Annotated in this window: 17 protein-coding genes and 1 tRNA gene; 11 read left to right on the forward strand and 7 right to left on the reverse strand. The window is 59.6% G+C overall.

The genetic code is table 11. From position 1 onward, the window contains the following. The 6 genes from HKL97_RS06200 to HKL97_RS06225 form a co-directional block, all read right to left on the reverse strand. The coding region (locus HKL97_RS06200) for an aldehyde dehydrogenase family protein (RefSeq protein WP_291423502.1) at positions 1 to 933 on the reverse strand (933 nt) is incomplete at its 3' end. A gap of 93 nt (positions 934 to 1026) precedes the next feature. Beyond that, positions 1027 to 2148, reverse strand: a complete 1122-nt coding sequence (locus tag HKL97_RS06205) for a Gfo/Idh/MocA family protein (RefSeq protein ID WP_291423504.1) — start codon at positions 2146 to 2148, stop codon at positions 1027 to 1029. Between the two features lie 23 nt (positions 2149 to 2171). After that, the gene (iolG, locus tag HKL97_RS06210; protein WP_291423506.1) at positions 2172 to 3164 is read right to left on the reverse strand and encodes an inositol 2-dehydrogenase; all 993 of its coding nucleotides are present in this window, start codon (positions 3162 to 3164) and stop codon (positions 2172 to 2174) included. 91 nt (positions 3165 to 3255) lie between these two features. Next, positions 3256 to 4245 carry a hydroxyacid dehydrogenase gene (locus tag HKL97_RS06215; RefSeq protein ID WP_291423508.1) on the reverse strand — a complete coding sequence of 330 codons (990 nt, stop codon included), beginning with the start codon at positions 4243 to 4245 and terminating at the stop codon, positions 3256 to 3258. 1 nt (position 4246) lies between these two features. Continuing rightward, positions 4247 to 5065 carry an HpcH/HpaI aldolase/citrate lyase family protein gene (locus HKL97_RS06220; protein ID WP_291423510.1) on the reverse strand — a complete coding sequence of 273 codons (819 nt, stop codon included), beginning with the start codon at positions 5063 to 5065 and terminating at the stop codon, positions 4247 to 4249. Between the two features lie 12 nt (positions 5066 to 5077). Beyond that, positions 5078 to 6511: an NAD-dependent succinate-semialdehyde dehydrogenase gene (locus HKL97_RS06225; RefSeq protein ID WP_291423512.1), complete on the reverse strand. Its 1434-nt coding sequence runs from the start codon at positions 6509 to 6511 to the stop codon at positions 5078 to 5080. Positions 6512 to 6842: 331 nt separating this feature from the next. On the opposite strand from HKL97_RS06225, the gene HKL97_RS06230 reads away from it, so the two are divergent. The 11 genes from HKL97_RS06230 to HKL97_RS06280 all read left to right on the forward strand — a co-directional run bounded on the left by HKL97_RS06230 (position 6843) and on the right by HKL97_RS06280 (position 20607). After that, positions 6843 to 7829 carry a MurR/RpiR family transcriptional regulator gene (locus HKL97_RS06230; RefSeq protein WP_291423514.1) on the forward strand — a complete coding sequence of 329 codons (987 nt, stop codon included), beginning with the start codon at positions 6843 to 6845 and terminating at the stop codon, positions 7827 to 7829. A gap of 104 nt (positions 7830 to 7933) precedes the next feature. After that, complete coding sequence (iolD, locus tag HKL97_RS06235; protein ID WP_291423516.1) at positions 7934 to 9775, forward strand: 3D-(3,5/4)-trihydroxycyclohexane-1,2-dione acylhydrolase (decyclizing); 1842 nt, start codon at positions 7934 to 7936, stop codon at positions 9773 to 9775. Between the two features lie 45 nt (positions 9776 to 9820). Next, positions 9821 to 10732 (forward strand): myo-inosose-2 dehydratase, encoded by a 912-nt coding sequence (gene iolE, locus HKL97_RS06240; protein WP_291423518.1) that lies wholly within the window; start codon positions 9821 to 9823, stop codon positions 10730 to 10732. Further along, positions 10729 to 11541, forward strand: coding sequence for an SDR family oxidoreductase (locus tag HKL97_RS06245; RefSeq protein WP_291423520.1), 813 nt, complete (start codon positions 10729 to 10731; stop codon positions 11539 to 11541). Before iolE ends, HKL97_RS06245 begins: the two co-directional genes overlap by 4 nt. A gap of 212 nt (positions 11542 to 11753) precedes the next feature. Further along, entirely contained in the window at positions 11754 to 12677 is a 924-nt protein-coding gene (locus tag HKL97_RS06250) for a substrate-binding domain-containing protein (RefSeq protein ID WP_291423522.1), read from the forward strand. A 94-nt stretch (positions 12678 to 12771) separates the two neighbouring features. Continuing rightward, positions 12772 to 13812 carry an ABC transporter permease gene (locus HKL97_RS06255; protein WP_291423524.1) on the forward strand — a complete coding sequence of 347 codons (1041 nt, stop codon included), beginning with the start codon at positions 12772 to 12774 and terminating at the stop codon, positions 13810 to 13812. A gap of 1 nt (position 13813) precedes the next feature. Continuing rightward, positions 13814 to 14641 carry an ATP-binding cassette domain-containing protein gene (locus tag HKL97_RS06260; RefSeq protein WP_291423527.1) on the forward strand — a complete coding sequence of 276 codons (828 nt, stop codon included), beginning with the start codon at positions 13814 to 13816 and terminating at the stop codon, positions 14639 to 14641. Between the two features lie 182 nt (positions 14642 to 14823). Then, positions 14824 to 15894, forward strand: coding sequence for a sugar phosphate isomerase/epimerase (locus HKL97_RS06265; protein WP_291423529.1), 1071 nt, complete (start codon positions 14824 to 14826; stop codon positions 15892 to 15894). Next, positions 15891 to 17060 carry a Gfo/Idh/MocA family protein gene (locus HKL97_RS06270; protein WP_291423531.1) on the forward strand — a complete coding sequence of 390 codons (1170 nt, stop codon included), beginning with the start codon at positions 15891 to 15893 and terminating at the stop codon, positions 17058 to 17060. The genes HKL97_RS06265 and HKL97_RS06270 overlap by 4 nt, the downstream gene beginning before the upstream one ends. A gap of 816 nt (positions 17061 to 17876) precedes the next feature. Next, positions 17877 to 19286, forward strand: coding sequence for a hypothetical protein (locus HKL97_RS06275; protein WP_291423533.1), 1410 nt, complete (start codon positions 17877 to 17879; stop codon positions 19284 to 19286). Positions 19287 to 19404: 118 nt separating this feature from the next. Next, entirely contained in the window at positions 19405 to 20607 is a 1203-nt protein-coding gene (locus tag HKL97_RS06280) for an MFS transporter (RefSeq protein WP_291423535.1), read from the forward strand. Between the two features lie 154 nt (positions 20608 to 20761). Here the strand turns inward: HKL97_RS06280 and HKL97_RS06285 are convergent. Then, positions 20762 to 20836, reverse strand: a tRNA-Gly gene (locus tag HKL97_RS06285). Positions 20837 to 20939: the final 103 nt, after the last annotated feature.

Raw genomic sequence — 20939 nt, forward strand, 5'->3', positions numbered from 1 at the left:
CCCGATTTTAAGCGCCCGGGCCCGTTCGGCGATGCGCGCCACCAGCGGTTCGGCGATGGGGCCGACCGGCACGGCGACGGAGACGGCCATGCAGCGCTCCCCGGCTGAGCCATAGGCCGCGCCCATGAGCGCGTCCACCGCCTGGTCGAGATCGGCGTCGGGCATGATGACGAGATGGTTTTTCGCGCCGCCCAGGGCCTGCACGCGCTTGCCGTGCGCTGTTGCCGTGGTGAAGACGTATTCCGCAATCGGCGTGGAGCCGACGAAGCTGACCGCGGCGATGCGCGGGTCGCGCAGGAGCTGGTCGACGACATCCTTATCGCCGTTGACCACATTGAACACGCCCTCCGGCGCGCCGGCTTCGCTCAGCAGCGCGGCCATGCGCAAGGCGGCGGAGGGGACTTTCTCGGAGGTCTTGAGAATGAAAGTGTTGCCGGTGGCGATCGCCACGGGGAACATCCACAGCGGCACCATGACGGGAAAATTGAAAGGGGTGATGCCGGCGCACACGCCCAGCGCCTGACGAATCGCATAGCTGTCAACATTGGTGCCGACGTTTTCGCTGTATTCGCCTTTCAGGAGTTCGGGGATGCCGCAGGCGAATTCAACCACCTCGATGCCGCGCGTGACCTCGCCGCGCGCATCGGAGATCACCTTGCCGTGCTCGTTCGAGATCATCACCGCGAGTTCGTCCGCGTTTTTTTCGAGCAATTCCTTGAAACGGAACATCACGCGCGCGCGGCGCAAAGGCGGGGTCGCCGCCCAGGCGGGGAAGGCGGCGCGGGCGGCGGCAATGGCTGATTCCACTTCCTCAGCCGTGGCGACAGACAGGTTTGCGCCCTGTGCGCCGGTGGCGGGGTTGAAGACCGGCAGAGTGCGCGGGCCCGTGCCGGAAACGGCGGCACCGTTGATGTAATGTCCGAGGGTTTGCATGTGGTTGGACCTTGGGTTGCTCTTGGGTTGCTGATGAAAGAAAGAACCGGCGCGCGAATGCCGCGCACCGGTTGAGTTACTGCGCCTGGCCGGTCAGGCGACCGTGAGCCACTGGCGCAGTTGGGAGGACTTGATGGCGGTATCGACGATTTTCTGGATTTCCCAGGCTTCTTCAAAATCCGGGCCGGCTTTGGGGCCGCCGTTGATGGCGGCGAGGAATTCGGCCATCTCGATGGTCTTGAGATCGTTGAAGCCGAGCTGATGCCCCGGCGCCACGCAGAACAGGCCGTAAGGGGCGTGCTGCGGCCCGGACTCGATGCGCACGAAGCCGGTGGTTTTCGGGTTGCCGCCGGCTGGGTAGTACAGCAGTTCGTTCAGTCTCTCCTGCGTGTAGACGAGCGAGCCCTTGGTGCCGTGCAGCTCGAAGCCGAGCTGCATCTTGCGGCCGGTGGCGACCCAGTTTGCCTCGATCGTGCCGCCGCAACCACGGGCGAAGCGCACGGTGAGCCGGGCGATATCGTCCACTTCCACGGCGCGGCGTTCGCTCGCCCCCGGCGCGATGGGCCGGGATTTGACGACGGTTTCGAGCGCGGCGTTCACCTCCGCGATGGGGCCGAGCAGAAACCGCGCCATGCCGATGATGTGGCTGCCAAGGTCTGCGATTGCCCCGGCGCCGCCGGTGCGATCAAACCGCCAGCTGTAGGGCACCTCGGGATCGGCCATGAAATCTTCAGCATGCACGCCGCGGAAGCCGGTGATCTCGCCGAGCTCGCCGTTGGCGATCATCTCGCGGGCCAGCTTGAGGACCGGATTTTTGATGTAATTAAAGCCAACCTGCGTCACAAGCCCTGAGGCCTGCGCCGCGCGGGCCATTTCCTCCGCCGTGGCGGCATCAGGCGCGATTGGCTTCTCGCAATGCACATGCTTGCCGGCGGCGAGGGCCGCGAGCGACATTTCCTTGTGCGTGGCATTGGGGGTGGTGATGGAGATGATCTCGATCGCCGGGTCGGCGAGCAGCTCTCTCCAATCGGACGTCCAGCTTTTGAAGCCGAACTGCTTCGCCGCCTGCTGGGCAGCGCTGCTGTTTATATCAGCGACGGTCTGCAGAACGGGTTGCAGGCTGCCGGGGAAGATGCCGCCGGCGGCCCGGTAGGCAAAGGTGTGCGCCTTGCCCATGAACCCGGTGCCGATGACGCCAATGCCAATGTCACGCATGATGGTTTTGCCTTGAAATGAAATTAAACGGCGACGGCCTGCCCGGTCTGCACGGATTTAAGCGCACATTCCGCGAGCCAGAGGGCCTGGCGGCCATCATGCGGGGTGACGGGCAGGGGGGCCGCTTTGCTGACGGCATCGACGAAGGCCGCCAGCTCGTTGCGGTATGCATCGGCATAGCGTTCCAGGAAGAAATTCAGCAGGGGTTCACGAACTTCGGTTGCATCCTGGCGCCAGCGGCGGATGGTCGTGGGGCGCAGGTTTTCATTGAGCAGCATGCCGTGCGAGCCGAAAATCTCGAAGCGCTGATCGTAGCCGTAAACCGCTTCGCGGCAGCAGTTGATATGGCATTGGCGGCCGGAGGCGGTGCGCATCTGCACCATCGTGGTGTCATAGTCACCCATTTCAGCAAGCGCCGGGGCGATGAGGCAGCTGGCGGTGGCCATGATTTCGACTGGTTCCTCGCCCAGCAGCCAGCGGGCCATGTCGAAATCATGGATGACCATATCACGGAAAATGCCGCCCGAGCGCAGGAGATATTCGTGGGGGGGAAGGCCGGGGTCGCGGCTGGAAATGATGACCTGGCGCACATCGCCGATCTCGCCCGCGTCGATCGCCTGGCGAAGCGCGATGGAGGTGGGATCAAAACGGCGGTTGAAGGCGAGCATCACGCGGCCGTTCTGCTTCGCGATTTCGGCCACGGCGGTGTCAACGCGGTTCATATCCAGATCGATCGGCTTTTCGCACAGCACGGCCTTGCCCAGTTTCACCGCATGCAAGGTCAGATCAACATGCGTGTCGGTCGGCGTGCCGATGACGACGGCATCCACATCGGCGCGCTCAATGGCGGCGAAGGGGTCTTTCATCGCCTCGGCGCCGAGCGGGCCCGCGAGATCCTGCGCGGCGGTGCCGAAAGGATCGGCGACCGCCACTAATTTGGCCATACGGTTGCCGGCGGCGTTGGAGGCGTGGATCTTGCCGATCCGGCCGGCGCCAAGAACTGCGATGCGAAGCATTTGCGGGATATCCTTGTTATGAACAGTTAAAAATTAGCCGTTGTTTAGGCGACAATTTGTGTTTTACGCGTGATGGCGCGGCGCGCCGGGGCTAGGCGCGCAGCTGTGCGCGCGCGCTGGGGGAGATGGAGGCGGGATTCACGACCAGGGAAGGGTCCAGCCTGCCGTTGAAGAAATCAAGGATATTCTGTGCCGATGCGATTGCCATGCGGGCGGCACATTCCTCGGTGAGGCCGGCGGCGTGCGGGCTCAGTACGGTGTTTTTACCATGAAACAGGCCGTGCGTTGTATCGGGCGGCTCACTGGAAAAGACATCCAGCCCCGCCCCGCCGAGGCGGTTTTCCGCCAGCGCGGTGGCAAGGGCGTCCTCATCGATGATGCCGCCGCGGGCGGTGTTGATGATGACGGCGGTTGGCTTCATCCGTGCCAGCTCTGGCGCGCCGAGCAACGGCTTGCCATTGGCGAGCGGGATATGCACCGAGATGGCATCCGCCTGGGCCAGGGCATCGGCGATATTGGCGATGGGGGCGGCGCCGGCCAGGGCGATGGCGCTGGCGTCGACGAAGGGGTCATAGGCCATGATTTTCATGTCAAACGCCTGGGCGAGGCGGGCGACATGCCGGCCGATGCGGCCAAAGCCGAGCAGGAAAAGCGTTTTGCCGCCAAGCTCGGTTGATTGCAGGCTGTTGCGGATATTCCAATCACCCGCGCGGGTGTGCTGATCGTATATGATGGCGCGCTTCATCAGGGTGAGAAGCATCATCATCGTATGTTCAGCGACGGATTTAGAGTTCACGTCGCCTGCGATGACAAGCGGGATGCCGCGTGCGTTCAGCGCCGCGACATCGACGGAATCATAGCCGACACCGTGGCGCGAGACGATTTTGAGCTGTGGCGCCTGGGCGATAACGGCGGCTGGCATTGGTTGTGTTCTGATCAGCACCGCATCGGCGCGGCCGATGAGCGGAGCATAGGACTGGAGGGAGACTTCATCGACAAGATCGAAGGTGAAGCCCTCCGCGGCTTCGAGAACGGCTGTTCCGGCTTTGTGGATGCGTCCGGCGACGAGGATATGGGGCATGTCAGTATCCCGAGTTGGCTTGGGTTTGCACCGGCGCCGTGGTTTGGCCGATGAGTTTGCGGGTGGCGGCGACACTGGATTTGGCGGCGTCGGCCAGAAGCCGCACATCGTTGGAAACCGTGACGAGATCAAAACCATAACCGATGGCTTTGGCGGCGTATTCGGGCGAGCCGTTATGCAGGCATGCGCGAATGCCCGCCGCATGAGCCTTGTGCAGGATGTTTTGGATTGCCGCGACGATTTCTGGTTCTTCGCGGTCAAATCCGGTGCGGTAGCGCCGGCCGGTGAGGCCGAGGGTAAGGTCCGCCGGGCCGATATAGACGCCGTCCAGCCCGGGGGTGGAGACGATGGCATCCAGATTGGCGACGGCTTCCAAGGTTTCGATCATGGCCAGACACAGCACCTGATCATCCGCGTGGGCGCCGTAATCGGCGCCGGCGGAGAAATTCGCGCGCGTAGGCCCGAAGCTGCGCACGCCGTTGGGCGGGTAGCGGACGTAGGAGACGAGACGTTCGGCGTCCTCGCGCGAATTGACCATCGGGCAGATGATGCCGTAGGCGCCGGCATCGAGGGATTTCATGATTGCCGCGGGGTCCAGCCAGGGCACGCGCACCATCGGCGTGACGCCGCTCGCGTTCATGGCTTGCAGCATCAGCGTGGTGGCTTCGTACCCTATCAGGCCGTGCTGCATGTCGATTGTGATGCTGTCATAGCCTTGCGCGGCCATGATTTCGGCGGAAAACGGGCAGCCGATGGAGAGCCAGCCGTTGATGACGGGTTTTTTTGCCGCCCAGGCGGCGCGGATACCATTTGGAATCATCGCAGCGCCCTCCTAAAGCGCAACTTGTGCGAGCTTGACGTTTAGGAAGTCAAAAATGCCTTCAGCGCCTCCCTCGCGCCCCATGCCGCTGGCTTTGATGCCGCCAAAGGGGGCCTCGGCGGCGGCAAGGGCGAAGCTGTTCACGCCGATCATGCCGGTTTCGATGCGCGCGATTGATTCGCGCATGCGCGCGGGGTCGCGCGTGAAGACATAGGCGGCGAGACCGTATTCGCTGGAATTCGCGCGTTTGTAAGCGGACTCGGCATCGCTGAAAGGGGTGATCGCGGCGATCGGGCCGAAGTTTTCCTCGGCCAGGGCCAAGGCGTCATCCGCAAGGCCGGAGATGACGGTGGGCTCGAAAAAATTGCCCTGGTTGAGGTGGCTGGGGCGGCCGCCGCCGGTCTCGATTTTGCCGCCGCGCTGGCGGGCGTCATCAACAACGGCCTGAATCGCGCCGACACGGCGCTGGTTGATGAGCGGGCCCATCTGGCTTTGCTCGTCGAGGCCATGGCCCAGCCGGATCGCCTTCGCACGCGCGGTAAAGCCGCGGACAAATTCATCATGCACGGATTCATGCACATAAAAGCGGTCCGGCGCGACACAGACCTGGCCGGCGTTGGCGAATTTCGCGCCCGCCGCGAGATCCAGGGTTTTTTCCAGATCGGCATCGGGGAAGACGATCAGCGGCGCGTTGCCGCCCAGCTCCATGCTAACCAGCTTGAGCGTGGCCGCAGCGTCGCGGATCATCTGCCGGCCGACGGAGGTGGAGCCTGTGAGCGTGACCTTGCGAACCTCGGGCGATGCCATGAGCGGGGTATAGGTCGCCGCGATGGGGCCGGTGACGAGGCTGACGACACCCTTGGGAATGCCGGCTTCGCGCAGGCAATCAACCAGGACCATCGCGATGCCGGGCACCTCGGTTGAGGGGCGCACGATGACCGAACACCCGGCCGCCAGCGCGGGGGCGACCTTGCGGGCGATGAGCACGGCGGGGAAGTTCCAGGCGGTGAAGGCGGCGACGATGCTGACGGGCTCGTGCGAGACCTCGATTCGCCCGCCCGGCGCGCGGCTCTCCACGATGCGGCCGTAGATGCGCCGGGCTTCCTCGGCGTGCCAGCGGAACTGGTCAACCGAGAGAGACCATTCGCGCCGCGCCTGGGCCAGCGGCTTGCCGGATTCGAGTGACATGATCCGGGCGGCTTCCTCGCCGCGCGCGGCCATCACGGCGGCGGCGGCGTGCAAAAGATCGGCGCGGACCCAGGCCGGCGTTGCGCGCCAGGCGGCGAAGCCGGCGGATGCGCCCGCGATCGCGCGCTCGACATCCGCCGCGCTCGCATTGGCGGCATTGCCGATCACTTCACCCGTGGCGGGGTCGTATACCGGCGACGTCCCGCCGCTGCCTTGTTCCCAAGCGCCGTCGATGAAAAGCCCGAACTGATTGTGCATGGACGTCATCCCTAATTTGCATCCCGGCATATTCTGCAATAAACGTTGCGGTGGCCGGGTTAAGCCGCTAAACTAACAAAAAAGCTGGATGGACCACCGGCCCCCGCAGCGAACGAAAAACAAGAGGATATAAATGCGCAAATTGAATCTGAAACCTATGACTCAGCCACTTGGCCACATTTTGTTTACTCCCTAGACGGCGCTTGCAGGCGCTGGACGCATTCGGCAATTTCTATTGCAGAGTTGCATTATAAGCAACAAAAATTTTGTTTGTAAAGCCTGTTTATAGCGGGCGAGCGGTGGGGAGCCACCAGTTTAAGGAGTATTTGTCTTGAACACGAGTGACGCAGCGACGGTCCAGGAGGTGATGAACTACGAGGAGTTTGTTAATCTCATCGGGCGTGAATACCCGAAGCTTTCCGGTGGATTTCAGCAGATTGCCCGTTATCTGACGCAAAATCCCAATATCGTCGCGCTTGAATCCATTAATTCGATCGCAGCCAAGTGCGCGGTGCATCCCTCCAGTCTGGTGCGCTTCGCGCAGAGCATGGGCTATTCGGGATTCAAGGCGTTGCAGGGTATTTTTCAGGCGCGGCTGACCACCGCGGCGCCCGGATTCCAGGAGCGGGTTCGCGCCCTGGACAGCGAACTCTCGCGCAACGAGGACCGGGGCAATATCGGGTATTTGAGGGAGCTTGTGTTGCGCGATACGGTGGCGCTGCAGACCCTGCTCGACGGGGTGAGCGAGGAGGCTTTGGCTGAAGCCGCCAGGCTGTTGACCGAGGCGCGGACGATTTATGTTGCGGGGCAGTTGCGTTCCGAGCCGATCGCGCAATTGCTGCGGTATTTAATGACGATGCTGCGGCGCAGGGTCGTGCTGCTGGACCCGGCGGGCGGCCTGGCCCAGGAGATGGCCGGGACGATGGAGAGCGATGATGTGCTGGTGGCGATCGCGTTCCGCCATTATGCCACTGAGGTTGTGACCATTGCTGGAGTCGCGGTTGCGAGCGGGACGCCGATCATCGCCATCACCGACAGCCAGCTTTCGCCTTTGGCCAAGAATACGCGCGTATTGTTTACGATTCCCGAGGAGGAATACAGCTTTTCGCGTTCCTTGGCGGCACCGATGTGCCTTGTGCAGTGCCTTGCCACGGCCACGGCGGCGAGATTGCAGCCAAGCCGCCGGGCGGCGCCGCGCATCCCCACGGTGACGGGAATTGCCCGCGACCGCAAGGCGAGGAAAGTGACTGAGGCCGAACCTGTGGTGCTGCCGCTGGCGCCCGCGGCGCGGCGGACGGGAAAAAAACGCTCAAATTAGAAGTTCGGCAACAATTATCCTTGCGCGGAGAAAAATTATGCAATAAAAGTTTCCATCAACGAGGGCTGCAATAAACGTTCCTCGCATGCTTGGAGAGAAATAGTATGGAAACCGTCCGTTGTACCATGGCTCAGGCGGTGGTGCGCTATCTTTGCAACCAGTTTACAATCGTCGAAGGTGAGCGGGTTCCCTTGTTCCCAGGGGTTTTCGCGATCTTTGGTCACGGCAATGTGACGTGCTTTTCCGAGGCGTTGGAAGCAGTGCAGGATGTTCTGCCGACGTGGCGCGGGCAGAATGAGCAATCCATGGCGCTGGCGGCCCTTGGCTTCGCCAAATCCGTGCGGCGCCGGCAAATCATGGTTGCGTCCACCTCGATTGGTCCGGGCGCGCTCAACATGGTGACGGCGGCGGGTCTTGGTCATGCCAATCGTTTGCCGATCTTGATGTTCGCGGGGGACACTTTCGTGAATCGCCGTCCTGATCCGGTGATGCAGCAGGTTGAGCATTTCGGTGATCCAAGCGTGAATGTGAATGATTCATTCAAGGCGGTAACGCGCTACTGGGACAGGATCGTGCATCCCGAGCAGATTATTTCCTCCCTGCCGCAGGCGGTGGCGGTGTTGCTGGACCCCGCTGATTGCGGCCCCGCGTTTATTGCGTTGCCGCAGGATGTGCAGGAGATGGCTTGGGATTATCCGGAGGCGTTCTTTACGCCGACCGTGCATGCCATTCCGCGGCCGCGGCCTGATAGAGCCCGGTTGCGCGAGGCTGCGGCATTGTTGATGGCGGCGAAGCGGCCGTTGATCATTTCGGGCGGTGGTGTGCGCTATTCCGGTGCTGAGGCTGAGCTGGCGGCGTTTGCCGCGCGTCATGGGATTCCGCTTTGCGAGACCATTGCAGGAAAAGGGGCTGTGGTGCACAACCATCCCGCCTATGTGGGGCCGATCGGTATTCTGGGCTCCACCTCGGCGAATGCGCTTGCGGGGGAGGCGGATGTTGTCGTTGCGATCGGCACGCGGCTGATGGATTTCACCACCGGTTCATGGACGGTTTTTTCGCAGGCGGCGCAGATCATCTCGATCAATGCCGCGCGTTGGGATGCGACGAAACATCGCGCGCTGGCGGTGGTGGGCGATGCGCTGGAGACCGTGGATGAGCTGGATGAGCTTGTTGACGGCTGGGTGGCGCCCAAGGAGTGGACGGAATTTGGCCGCATGGAAATGGCCAAGTGGAATGCGGCGCTGGATGGTTTCCGCAAGCCGACCAATGCTGCGGTTCCGACGTATGCGCAGGTTGTTGGCGTGATTAACGACCGGGCGGACGAGCGGGATCTGCTGATTGCTGCGGCCGGCGGGCTGCCGGGCGAGGTGGTGAAGAACTGGCGGGTGAAATCCGCCAACAGCTTTGACTGCGAATTCGGTTTCTCCTGCATGGGGTATGAGATTTCCGCTGGCTGGGGGGCTGCGATGGCCGACCCGACGCGGACGCCGATCGTGATGATTGGCGACGGTACCTACATGATGATGAATTCTGATATTTATTCATCGGTGCTTTCCGGGCATAAATTTATCCTCATTGTCTGCGACAATGGCGGCTACGCGGTGATCAACCGGTTGCAGAATGCAAAAGGCGGCGCATCGTTCAATAATCTTTTGAAAGACTGCCGGGTTAAGGAGCCGTTTCCGGTGGATTTCATCGCCCATGCGGCTTCGATGGGCGCGCTCACGCGGCGGGTGGAAAACCTGGCCGATCTGGGCGAGGCCTTTGACTGGGCGAAGACGACGGACCGCACCACGGTTCTGACCATTGTCTCCGACGCTTTTGTCTGGACTCCGGGCGATGCCTGGTGGGATGTGGGCGTGCCGGAGGTGAGCGCGCGCCCGGGTGTGGTGGCCGCATCGAAGGACCAGATTGAGGGCAGAAAGAAGCAACGCGTCGGCGTTTGAAGCCGGCCGGCTATTGGACGGAATTGTATTTTCAGGAGTGGTATAATGAAGGCTAAGCTGGCAATCGCGCCGATCGCATGGTCCAATGACGACCTGCCCGAACTGGGCGGAGAGACGACGCTGCAAACCTGCCTGCAAGACAGCCGCGCGGCGGGTTTTCTGGGTGTTGAGACGGGCGGAAAATTCCCCAAGACGGCGCCCGAACTGCGCGCGGAACTCGCGGCTTATGAGCTGCAGCTTGCATCCGGCTGGTATTCCGGCACGGTGCTGGATGCGCCGGATGATCTGGCGGCGGAATTTGACAAAGTGGCGCCGCAGCTGGCGCTGTTCCGCGAGCTTGGCGCGGCGTGCATCGCTTATGGTGAGACCGCCGGGACCATACAGAATATCCGCAACGCGCCGCTCTCCGGGCGCCGCCGGTTGTCGGAAGATCAGATAAAGGTTTACGGCCGCCGGCTGACCCGTTTTGCGGAGCATTGCGCGGATGCGGGCATGCCGATTGCCTTCCACCACCATATGGCGACCGCGATCGAGACCGAGGGAGACCTTGATTTGCTGATGAAGCATACGGGGGAGGCGGTTGGCCTGCTTTATGACGCCGGGCATATGAGCTTTGCCGGCGGGGATGTTTTGCGCGTCATCGAGAAGCATGGCAGCCGCATTACTCACGCCCATATGAAAGATGTGCGGGCGGAGGTTATTGGTGCGCTTGACCGCAGCAAGCAGTCGTTTCTGGATGCGGTGCTGCTGGGAGCGTTCACGGTTCCCGGCGATGGGGCGCTTGATTTTACCGCGGTGGCGCAACGCCTGGCCGATGTTGGCTATGAAGGTTGGTTCGTGGTTGAGGCCGAGCAGGATCCGGCAAAGGCGCCGCCGGCTGAATTTGCAAAAATTGGTTACCGCACCATGAAAGATGCCCTCAAAAAAGCTGGCTATAGCATTGAGAGAGAGTCATGAACCAGCAATTTGAAGGTAAGGTTGGGATTGTAACAGGCGGCACCCAAGGGCTTGGTGCGGCGATTGCGCGGTTGTTGGCTGAGCGGGGTGCTGCGGGGCTGGTGATATGCGGGCGCTCCGAGGCGAAGGGAATGGCCAAGGCGCGGGAGATTGAAGAGGCCACCGGCGCAAAAACTGTGTATGTTCCGGCGGATCTGGGGAAGGTTGAGGACTGCCGCAACGTGGTTGCGCGCTGCGATGCGGAATTCGGCCGTGTTGACGTGCTGGTGAATGCCGCCGCGATTACGGACCGCGGGACCATTTTGGATACTTCGCCCGCGTTGTTTGACCGGATGTTCGCGGTCAATGTTCGCGCGCCGTTCTTCTTGATGCAGGACAGTATCAAGGTTATGAAACGTGAGAATATAAAAGGGGCGATCGTCAATATTCTGTCGATGTCCAGCCTGGCGGGACAGCCGATGATCGCGGCGTATTGCGCTTCGAAGGGCGGGTTGGCGACGCTGACGCGCAATGTGGCTTATGGTTTGTTGCGTAACCAGATCAGAGTAAACGGCCTGAATATAGGTTGGATGGCCAGTGAGGGCGAAGATCAGATCCAGATCAAGTATCACGGCGGGAAGCCAAACTGGCTTGCGGAAGCGGCGGCGCAACAGCCAAACGGCCGGTTGATTGATCCGGCGGAAGTGGCGCGCGCGGTGGCTTTCATGGCGAGCGCGGAATCGGGGCTGATGACGGGTTCGATTGTGAATTACGATCAGTCTGTTTGGGGTGGTTATGATGCGCCGCCGGCTCCTGCGATGCCGCTCTGATAGAGAAAAGTGCTTAAAAACTCACGGAATACTAAAGAAAAACGCCTCCAGATAAAATAAATTGTTGACGCATGCCGGCGTTGCATGATTTGTTGCTTAAACGCGGAATGAGCAATAATCGTTGAAGATATCCGCGTGAAAAAATTAAAACATGGAAGAAGAAACCAATGGCTAGGACCAAGAAAATGAACTTGAAATCAAAGATCTGCGGCATGGCCTTCGCACTCACCGGGGCGACCGCCTTGATTCCGGCGGCAAGCGTTGCCGCGAGCACGCCGCACTACACGTTCGCCATGATTACCCATGCCCAGCCGGGCGATTCCTTTTGGGATATCGTGCGCAAGGGCGCCGCGGCGGCGGCTAAGAAAGATAACGTGACTTTGGTGTATCTTTCCAACCCGACGGCTTCGGGCGAAGCGCAGTTGATTACCAATGTTGTGCAGCAGCATCTGGACGGCATCGCGGTCACGCTGGCGTTTCCGGACTCTGAAGGTCCCGCCGTGGCGCAGGCTGAAAAGGCGGGTATCCCCGTGGTTGGCTTCAACGCCGGCCTCGACAACTGGAAGCAGATGGGCTTGCTCTCCTATGTTGGGCAGGATGAGACGATCGCCGGTGAAGCGGTTGGCGACAGGCTGAACAGCGAAGGTGTTACCAAAGCGGTTTGCGTTGACCAGCAGCAGGGTGCCGTGCAGCTTGAAGCGCGTTGCGATGGTATCGCCAAGACCTTCAAGGGGAAGATGAGCGTTCTGTATGTCAACGGTTATGACATGGCGGGTGCGCAGTCGCGTATCGTCGCCAAGCTGCAGGAAGATCCCTCGATTGGCTACGTCGTGACGCTGGGCGCGCCGTTTGCCCCGGTGGCGGTGGCCGCGGTTGCCACGGCAAACAGCAAGGCGCTGGTTGGCACATTTGATATGAGCCCGACCGTTGTTAAGCTCGTTCAGAGCGGCAAGGTGCAATGGGCGATTGACCAGCAGCCGTATGTTGAAGGCTACGAGGCGATTGATCTGCTGTGGCTTAACAAGGTCAACGGAGATGTCGTTGGCGGTGGCCAGCCGGTTCTGACTGGGCCGACGTTCGTCTCGAAAGACAACATCGCTGAAGTCGCGAAGTTCGCTAAAATGGGAACGCGCTAACAGCTTAAAGACTGAATACCTCTCACCAGCTGGCTCTAGATGATCTGAACGGCTGGTGAGAAGGCATAATGTGGAGGGGGTTATGAGTACGGCCATGAACAAAGCAGAGTTGCTTCCGGCGGAGCCAAAATTAGTGCAGAATTTTAGTTGGAAGAAAATTCTTAAACGTCCTGAGGCTGGTGCCTTGGGTGGCGCCATCCTTGTTTTTGCGTTGTTTTTTGTCGTAGCCCCGCCATTGCGGCAAGTGGATGCGCTGACAACGGTATTCTATGAGTCTGCGACAATTGGCATCCCGGCGGTGGCCGTGTCCATGCTTATGATTGGCGGCGAGTTCGACCTGAGTGCGGGTGTTGCGGTTACGACGTCGTCTCTGGCGGCCTCGATGTTTACCTTAACGCTGGGCGGAAATTTGTGGTTTGGCATTCTGTTCGCGCTGTTTTTGTCTTTGGGCATTGGCTGGCTAAACGGATTTTTGTTTGTCCGCACCGGGCTGCATAGCTTCCTTGTCACCCTTTCCACATTTTTGATGCTGCAAGGGTTGAACCTGGCGCTGACGAAACTCATTACCGGTGGCGTCGCGACGGGCGATATCAGCACGCTTCCAGGCTATGCGTCAGCTCATGCGGTGTTCGCGTCGACACTCAAATTCGATGGAATGTCGTTGAGCGTCGCCATACTCTATTGGATATTTTTTGTACTACTGGCAACCTGGGTTTTGTTGAGAACCGGCCTTGGCAACTGGATTTTTGCCGTCGGCGGACAGGGCGACAGTGCGCGTGCGGTTGGCGTGCCCGTACGCAAAGTGAAAATTTTACTCTTCATGATCGTGGGGTTTTCCGCCTGGTTTTTGGGCATGCACATGCTGCTTATGTATGACACCGTGCAGTCTGGCGGCGGTGTTGGCAATGAGTTGCTCTACATTGCGGCGTCAGTTGTCGGCGGGTGCCTGATGACCGGCGGATATGGCTCGGCCGTGGGTGCGGCTCTGGGCGCCTTGATTTTCGGCATGTCAACTGAAGGTGTTATCTACGCCGACTGGGATCCGGATTGGTTTTTGTTCTTCGTGGGTGCGACGTTATTGGCGGCCACAGTTGTGAATACCTGGATACGAGTTCGTGCGAGTAAAGGAAAATAACATGAGCGACCAATCTGCTCCGATTATCCAACTTTCCAATGTTTGCAAAAGCTACGGCAATATCGATGTATTGCGCGGCGTGAGCCTGTCGGTACGAAGGGGGGAAGTGACCTGCGTATTGGGAGACAACGGTGCGGGGAAATCAACCCTCATCAGCATCATTGCCGGGCTGGTCCGGCATGACAAAGGGATTTACGCGGTGGACGGCGAGGCGGTGGAATTTGGCTCTCCGCGCGATGCCCTTAATCGCGGTATCTCGGCGGTTTATCAGACGCTCGCACTCGTGCCCTTGCTGCCGATCTGGCGGAACTTTTTTCTGGGCTCCGAGATAAAGAAAGGGGTCGGACCGTTTCAACGTCTTGATGTAAAGACGATGAAGGAACAGACGCAGGAGAATCTGCTGCGAATGGGTATTCGCGTGCCTGATCTCGATCGTCCGATCGGCACGCTTTCAGGCGGGCAGCGGCAGGTTGTTGCAATCGCCCGGGCTATTCATTTCGGCGCGCGCGTGCTGATTTTAGATGAGCCGACGGCGGCGCTCGGTGTTACCCAGTCGGGGCTTGTGCTCAAGTATATTGTGGCGGCGGCGCGTGAGCAGGGGACGGGCGTTATTTTCATTACGCATAATCCTCATCACGCCTACATGGTGGGAGACCATTTTGTGGTGCTGGCGCGTGGTGAAGTTGAAACCGATGCGCCCCGCGCGGACCTCAGCCTTGAGGATCTCATGTTCCATATGGCTGGGGGCGCCGGCCTGGATGCGCTCAAGCACGAGCTGGAGCGTAAGATGCCGGCTGGAGCGGCCGTTGCGGGAACTGCAGCCGCGTAAGCTCTCTGAGCGTAGGCGATTTTCGGGGTAGTCCGGCCTTTGCAGGGTGTAGGCAGCTGTTGGCCGGCTGCTTTGAAGGAAAATTCTGATGTAGTTTGGTTGAGGTTCAGCACAGTTTGCTGATCTCATCGCCCCGGGATGTTCCCCGATTTCATATAGATTTCATATAGGATGACTGGTAAATGCGGACCATTAAGGGCCCAGCTGTTTTCCTGGCGCAATATGCGGGCAATGAGGCGCCGTTCGATAGTTTCGCGGGCTTAACGCATTGGGCGCGGGGGAAGGGGTTTGTGGGCGTTCAGATGCCAAGCTGGGACGCGCGGTTAATTGATCTCGAGATCGCGGCGGAGAGCCAGGATTACTGCGATGAGCTGAAAGGCCGTGCGGCTGAGGCAGGCGTTGCGATCACCGAGTTGGCGTCGCATCTGCAGGGGCAGCTTATCGCAAGCCATCCGGCATTTGATATCGTGACCAAATCTTTTGCGCCCGTCTCGGTGCAAGGCAGTGTGGCCGGATGCCGCGAATGGGGAACGCGCCAGTTGTATCTGGCCGCGCGCGCCTCACGGCGCCTTGGGATTGACCGGCATGTCACCTTTTCGGGCAGCCTGCTCTGGCCATATTTGTATCCGTTTCCGCAATGGCCAACGGGGCTTATTGATGAGGCGTTCGATGAACTCGCGCGCCGGTGGCGGCCTATTCTCAATGCCTTTGATGAGCAGGGCGTTGATTTGTGTTACGAGATTCATCCGGCTGAGGATTTGCACGACGGCCTGACATTTGAAATGTTTCTTGAGCGCGTCGAGAATCATCCGCGCTGCATGATCATGTATGATCCGAGTCATCTTGTGTTACAATCGATCGATTATTTGAGCTACATCGATCATTATCATGATCGGATCCGCATGTTCCACGTGAAGGACGCGGAGTTCCGGCCGAATGGAAAGACCGGGGCGTATGGCGGATTCCAGCCATGGGTGAAGCGCGCCGGGCGGTTCCGCTCGCTTGGCGACGGGCAGGTGGATTTCAAGGCGGTGTTCTCGAAACTCACAGGCTATGACTTTGACGGATGGGCGGTTCTGGAGTGGGAGTGCTGCTTCAAGAATTCCGAGGATGGGGCGCGCGAGGGCGCGCAATTCATCAGGGATCATATCATTCATGTGTCCGAGCGGCCATTTGATGAATTCGTTACCTCCGAGACGAGGGGCAATGAGAACAGGGACATATTGGGCCTTAACCGGGGGTTGAATAAATGACGATGGGTGGCGTGGCGCGGCGGTTGCGGCTTGGCATGGTGGGCGGTGGTGAAGGGGCCTATATCGGCGGGATTCATCGCCACGCGGCGCGCTTGGATAATCATTTCGAGCTCGTTGCCGGCAGCTTTGATGTGAACGCGGAGCGCGGGCATGCGTTCGCTGTGGCAAACGGGATCGGCAAGGCGCGCTCCTACGGCGATTTCCGCGAGATGGCGGCGCAAGAGCGCCTGCGCGGCGACAGGGTGGACGTGGTGGCGATCTGCACGCCGAATCATACGCATTTTCCCATCGCGGCGGCGTTTCTTGAAGCGGGATTCGACGTGATTTGCGAAAAGCCGCTGACGACCACCTTGGCCGACGCGGTGGCGCTTCAGGCGATTGTGGAACGTGAGGGGCGGCTGCTCGGTGTTACCTATGCCTATAGCGGCTACCCGATGGTGCATGAGGCGCGGGCGCGCATTCTCAATGGCGAGCTTGGGCGCATTCGCGTGATCCAGGTTGAGTATCCGCTGGAATGGATGGCGAGCGCGATTGAAGCGGGTGGAAACGCGCAGGCGGAATGGCGCACCGACCCGAAAAAATCAGGGCGCGGTGGAAGCGTCGGCGATATCGGCACGCATGCCTACCAGCTGGCCGGTTTTATGACGGGGTTGAAGGTTGAGTCTGTATGCGCGGACCTGGCGACCTTTGTTCCCGGCCGGGTGCTCGATGATAATGCCCATGTGATGCTGCGCTATGAAGGCGGTGCGCGCGGGCTGTTGTGGTCATCGCAGGTGGCGGTTGGGCATTCCAACGGGCTGAGAATTCGAATTATTGGTGAGTTGGGGAGTCTCTTCTGGGCGCAGGAGCAGCCAAATGAGTTGGTGGTTACGCCTCTTGGGGGGGTTACCAGCATAATTAAACGGGGGCGCGCTGATCTCTCGGCCGGGGCGATCTGCCGGACCCGCACGCCGCCCGGGCACCCGGAAGGGTATATTGAAGCCTTTGCTAATTTATACGCTGGGTTTGCCGAGATCGTGCAGGCGCGGATTGCCGGGCGGGAGCTTCTGCCGATCGGCCGCGATGTTCCCTTGGCGCAGGATGGCGTTAAAGGGGTTGCGTTCGTGGATGCGGTTGTGGACAGTCATGAAGGCGGCAGTGTCTGGGTCCGGCCCGCGTACACATAAACAGTCCGGCAAACCCGCGGATCGCCCGGGGCAAAAGATGCCTGGCTGCTGACGCCCCAGCGTTACACGGGAGGGCTTTGGGGGTGTTCGCGGGGGTGTGGCCGGTTTACAACATGTGCTGCAACCAATGGAAAGCGGGATGAATTATTCTTGACAGCCCCCAGCCTACCGATTACCGGTAATTAGTGTGAGGGTTAAATTAATTGCGGAGTGGTTTTTCGTCCAAGGAAGCTGTTCTCAATTAGGATTATTTACGAAGAGTAAAATATCGTTTGGGAGGGGATGTGAATTTCGGGAAGTGTTCTTTCGCTGTGCTCCCGGCCGGGCGGCCGCGTTGAGCGTGAATCAAAAACTTCCAGATATTCAGAAGTCGTTTTCGACGTTTTCTTTTTCTCGTTAAGGCGGCTTGAGGCCCATGAATTGATGGGAACGGTTTGGTTTTGGTGTGCGGTTGGTTCGGAGAGCGGCGGCGGTGTGTGTCGAATATGCCACTCTGGATAGCAATTTGAAGGTTTCGTGAAAAAAGCCCTTTGTTGAGAAATTTGTTAATTGCGGAAGGCAAAAAACTGCAATATCAATTGTGATGAGTGGCCGGCACCATAAGCTGGCCAATATGAGGAAACAAAATTACTGAGTTCGCATCTTTGGTTTTTCGTTTGTCGTGCGGATGATCATGGGGAAGCGTTGATTTTCAGTTGATTTTGAGGCTGCGGTTTGTGGCCGTGGTGGGTGCAGGCTGCGGTTTGGCCTGGCGCCAGTATGACGCGAAAGCGTTAGAGTGTTGACGATCGTGATTAAATAATCTGGGAGGCATAAATGAAGTTGAAGAATACCAAAAAAGTTAGCGGCCTTAGTGTTGCGCTGTTGGCAGCGTCCACCTTTCTGACTGGCGGGGCGTTTGCCCATGCTCAGAGCCTGCAGGACGCGCTGCGCCAGACCACGGTTTCAGGCATGGTTGGCGCCACGGACTTCGCCTATGCGAACGCTGGGCATTCGGGCAACTTTGCCAACGGTTTCGGCGTTGGCGGCAACATTACGGTGCATACCGGGGCGCTGGATGGTTTCAGCGTGGGCGTGGCGGGTTACACCGGCCAGTCCCTCGGCTTGTATACCAACAACCCGGCTCATGACGACACCGAATTGACTGGCAGCCATCATAGCTTGCAGTCAATCCGTGAGTCTTATCTGCAGTATGAAAATCCGTGGCTGGAAGTCCGCGGCGGCCGGCAGTTCATCAACACGCCGTATGCCAACCAGGATTGGTACACGTTCAGCCCGCGCTCCTTCATGGGCTTTGCCGGTGTTGTGAACGTTATTGGCACCAACAGCAATTATGCTGATTCCGCCCCGCTCAGCCTGAACACCTCCACGGCAGAGATGAGCGTGTTCGCCGCGCGGATTTTCGGCTACAACTCGCGTTATAGCAGCTCGTTCACGACCGGTAACCGTGAGCTTAGCCGCTCGAACGGCTTTATTGTTGGCGGTGCGCGTTACCAGAACTCGTTTGGTGGCGTGAACTACGGCCTGCAGGGCTGGTACTATGATTTCTACGGCCTTGCGCAGTTGGTTTATGGCCAGGCTGACTTCTCTGCCCCGGTTAGCGCTGACAGCACTGTCTTTGGCGCGGTTCAGGGCATGGGCGAGGGCAACTCCAGCACCCGCAGCGCCAACTTTATTGGCTTCACCACCACCACCAACAATGTTAACGCGCATATTTATGGCGCCAAGCTGGGTATGAGCTTCGGCAAGGACAATGTGGCCTTGATCGGCGATTACAGCCCGATTTCGTATAACTCTTATCGTCATGGCGGTGGTATTCATCCGTACAACGATAACTCCGGCACGACCTTCACGGATACGATGCAGACCGGCATCATGGACTTCGGCCCCGGTTATGCGGTTGGCGTGACTGGCAATGTGTTCCTGCTTAATGACAAGCTTGAGATCTCGCCGACCTATGTCGAATACGAAGTCGATTACGGTTATGGCGGCAATACGTTCAGCTACGGTGGGACTTATGGTTTCAACGAGAGTACGCCGGCGGTCCATGACGAGAAGATCCATGTCATCGACTCCAACTTCAACTACGATCTCTCCAGCGTGATGAAGGGTCTTTCGGTTGACTGGGATACCGACGCGGCGTTTGCCGAGAACGGCAATCTGCCGAGCCAGCACTACAACAACCCGTATTTCAGCAGCCGTGCTTATGTGAAGTACGTGTTCTAATTAAGGGACAAATACCGCATGGCATGAGGCTGGTTTCGTCTTGCGCCATGCGGGTTGAGTTAATGGGGTCTGGGCCGGCTTATGCTGGCTCAGGCTTTTTTGTTTTGTGGGTATTGCCATGCTGCGCGTGAATGGCCGGACATCCGAAGGCTTTGTATTCTTCATCATCGCCGGGTTGTTTTTTTTGGCATACTTGCCGGTTGCGGCCACAATGGCCGTGGCGCCGATTTATGCCGTGACCGTTTTGCATTCAGGCAGCGGTTTTGCGGGGTTGGCCGTTGGCGTCGCGTTTTTGGCGACTCTGCTTTCCCGCAGTTCAGCCGGGCGGTTTGCGGATACGCGCGGTGGAAAATATTGCCTCGCTCTGGGGTTTAAACTTTATGTGGGGGCGTGCCTGCTCTGTTGCGCCACGGCCCTGCACTGGTCGCGGCTTGTTGATGAGACCGCGCTGGTTGCAGGACGCGGCCTGATGGGCGTTGCCGAGAGCCTGGCGCTGATTGGCGTGATCAGTTGGGGTATCAGCTACCTTGGCCCCACACGTTCAGGTAAGGTGATGGCCCTGGTGGGGATGGGCATGTATGGCGCTTTTGCCGTTGGCAGCCCGCTGGGGGTGGCGCTTCTGCACCTTATTGGTTTCCCCGGCTTAATGCTGGCATGCGCGGCTGTTTTGTTTGCGGCGGCAATGGGGAGCCGGTTCCTGCCGGAGACGGCACAGCTGGCGGTAACGCGTGAGTCTTTTTGGCGGATCATTGGGCAGATATGGCCTTATGGCCTTGTCGTGGGTTTGCAGGGCGTCGGCTTTGCGGCGGTTGCCTCGTTCATGGCGCTGGATTTTCTGGGGCGGGGATGGCTGCACGCGGGGTTCGGGTTGACCAGCTTTGGCATCAGCTTTGTTTTGGTGCGTATTCTGGCCGGGCATTTGCCCGACCGAATCGGCGGGCTGAAGCTCGCAGCGCTCTCGTTGATGGTTGAGGCTGCCGGGCAATATACGCTCTGGGCCGCACCGGCGCCGCTTGTCGCGTTTGCCGGCGCGTTTCTGACGGGCGCTGGATGTTCCATGGTGTTCCCCTCGATGGGCACCGAGGTTGTGCGAATCGTACCCCCGCAAAGACGTTCGACGGCGCTCAGCGGGTTCGCCGCGTTTCAGGATTGTGCCTACGGCACAACCGGCCCGGTGGCGGGGTGGTTGATCGGGGGGGCGCATTATGAGGATGTGTTTCTGGGCGGGGCGTTGTTGGCAACGCTGGGCGTTGTGGTGGCCCTGATGATTATGTGGGCGGGCGCCGTGGCCGCAAAAAAGAATAACGCATCGATTCCATAAATTGGCTTGCGCGCCTGGGCGGGGCTTCGCCGGGGCAGGGCGGCCTGCCAGGACACGCCTGTTACGCGGCGTGCGAAAAACAAAACGGCCCCTGGGTGGGGGATTTTAACGTTTGGTTTTCAAGAAGAAAACGAATTGGTTTCCAGGAAGAAAATGGAGCGGGCGATGGGATTCGAACCCACGACCCCAACCTTGGCAAGGTTGTGCTCTACCCCTGAGCTACGCACGCTCATGGGGTGAGCGGCTCTTTAAGGCCCCTTGAGGAGGATTGCAAGCCTCCCCCCGCATGTTCGTTGGCGTGGGGTGTGAGCGCGCGGATTGATACTATATAC

This window comes from Acidocella sp., from assembly GCF_013044125.1.
In the GTDB taxonomy this organism is placed as follows: domain Bacteria; phylum Pseudomonadota; class Alphaproteobacteria; order Acetobacterales; family Acetobacteraceae; genus Acidocella.

Bases quoted from the DNA above. Each gene is read 5' to 3' on its own strand.
- HKL97_RS06205 (WP_291423504.1), bottom strand. From the start codon at position 2,148: ATGCGTGACATTGGCATTGGCGTCATCGGCACCGGGTTCATGGGCAAG.
- iolG (WP_291423506.1), bottom strand. From the start codon at position 3,164: ATGCTTCGCATCGCAGTTCTTGGCGCCGGCCGGATCGGCAAGATCCAC.
- HKL97_RS06215 (WP_291423508.1), bottom strand. From the start codon at position 4,245: ATGCCCCATATCCTCGTCGCCGGACGCATCCACAAAGCCGGAACAGCC.
- HKL97_RS06220 (WP_291423510.1), bottom strand. From the start codon at position 5,065: ATGATTCCAAATGGTATCCGCGCCGCCTGGGCGGCAAAAAAACCCGTC.
- HKL97_RS06225 (WP_291423512.1), bottom strand. From the start codon at position 6,511: ATGCACAATCAGTTCGGGCTTTTCATCGACGGCGCTTGGGAACAAGGC.
- iolD (WP_291423516.1), top strand. From the start codon at position 7,934: ATGGAAACCGTCCGTTGTACCATGGCTCAGGCGGTGGTGCGCTATCTT.
- iolE (WP_291423518.1), top strand. From the start codon at position 9,821: ATGAAGGCTAAGCTGGCAATCGCGCCGATCGCATGGTCCAATGACGAC.
- HKL97_RS06245 (WP_291423520.1), top strand. From the start codon at position 10,729: ATGAACCAGCAATTTGAAGGTAAGGTTGGGATTGTAACAGGCGGCACC.
- HKL97_RS06250 (WP_291423522.1), top strand. From the start codon at position 11,754: ATGGCCTTCGCACTCACCGGGGCGACCGCCTTGATTCCGGCGGCAAGC.
- HKL97_RS06255 (WP_291423524.1), top strand. From the start codon at position 12,772: ATGAACAAAGCAGAGTTGCTTCCGGCGGAGCCAAAATTAGTGCAGAAT.
- HKL97_RS06260 (WP_291423527.1), top strand. From the start codon at position 13,814: ATGAGCGACCAATCTGCTCCGATTATCCAACTTTCCAATGTTTGCAAA.
- HKL97_RS06265 (WP_291423529.1), top strand. From the start codon at position 14,824: ATGCGGACCATTAAGGGCCCAGCTGTTTTCCTGGCGCAATATGCGGGC.
- HKL97_RS06270 (WP_291423531.1), top strand. From the start codon at position 15,891: ATGACGATGGGTGGCGTGGCGCGGCGGTTGCGGCTTGGCATGGTGGGC.
- HKL97_RS06275 (WP_291423533.1), top strand. From the start codon at position 17,877: ATGAAGTTGAAGAATACCAAAAAAGTTAGCGGCCTTAGTGTTGCGCTG.
- HKL97_RS06280 (WP_291423535.1), top strand. From the start codon at position 19,405: ATGCTGCGCGTGAATGGCCGGACATCCGAAGGCTTTGTATTCTTCATC.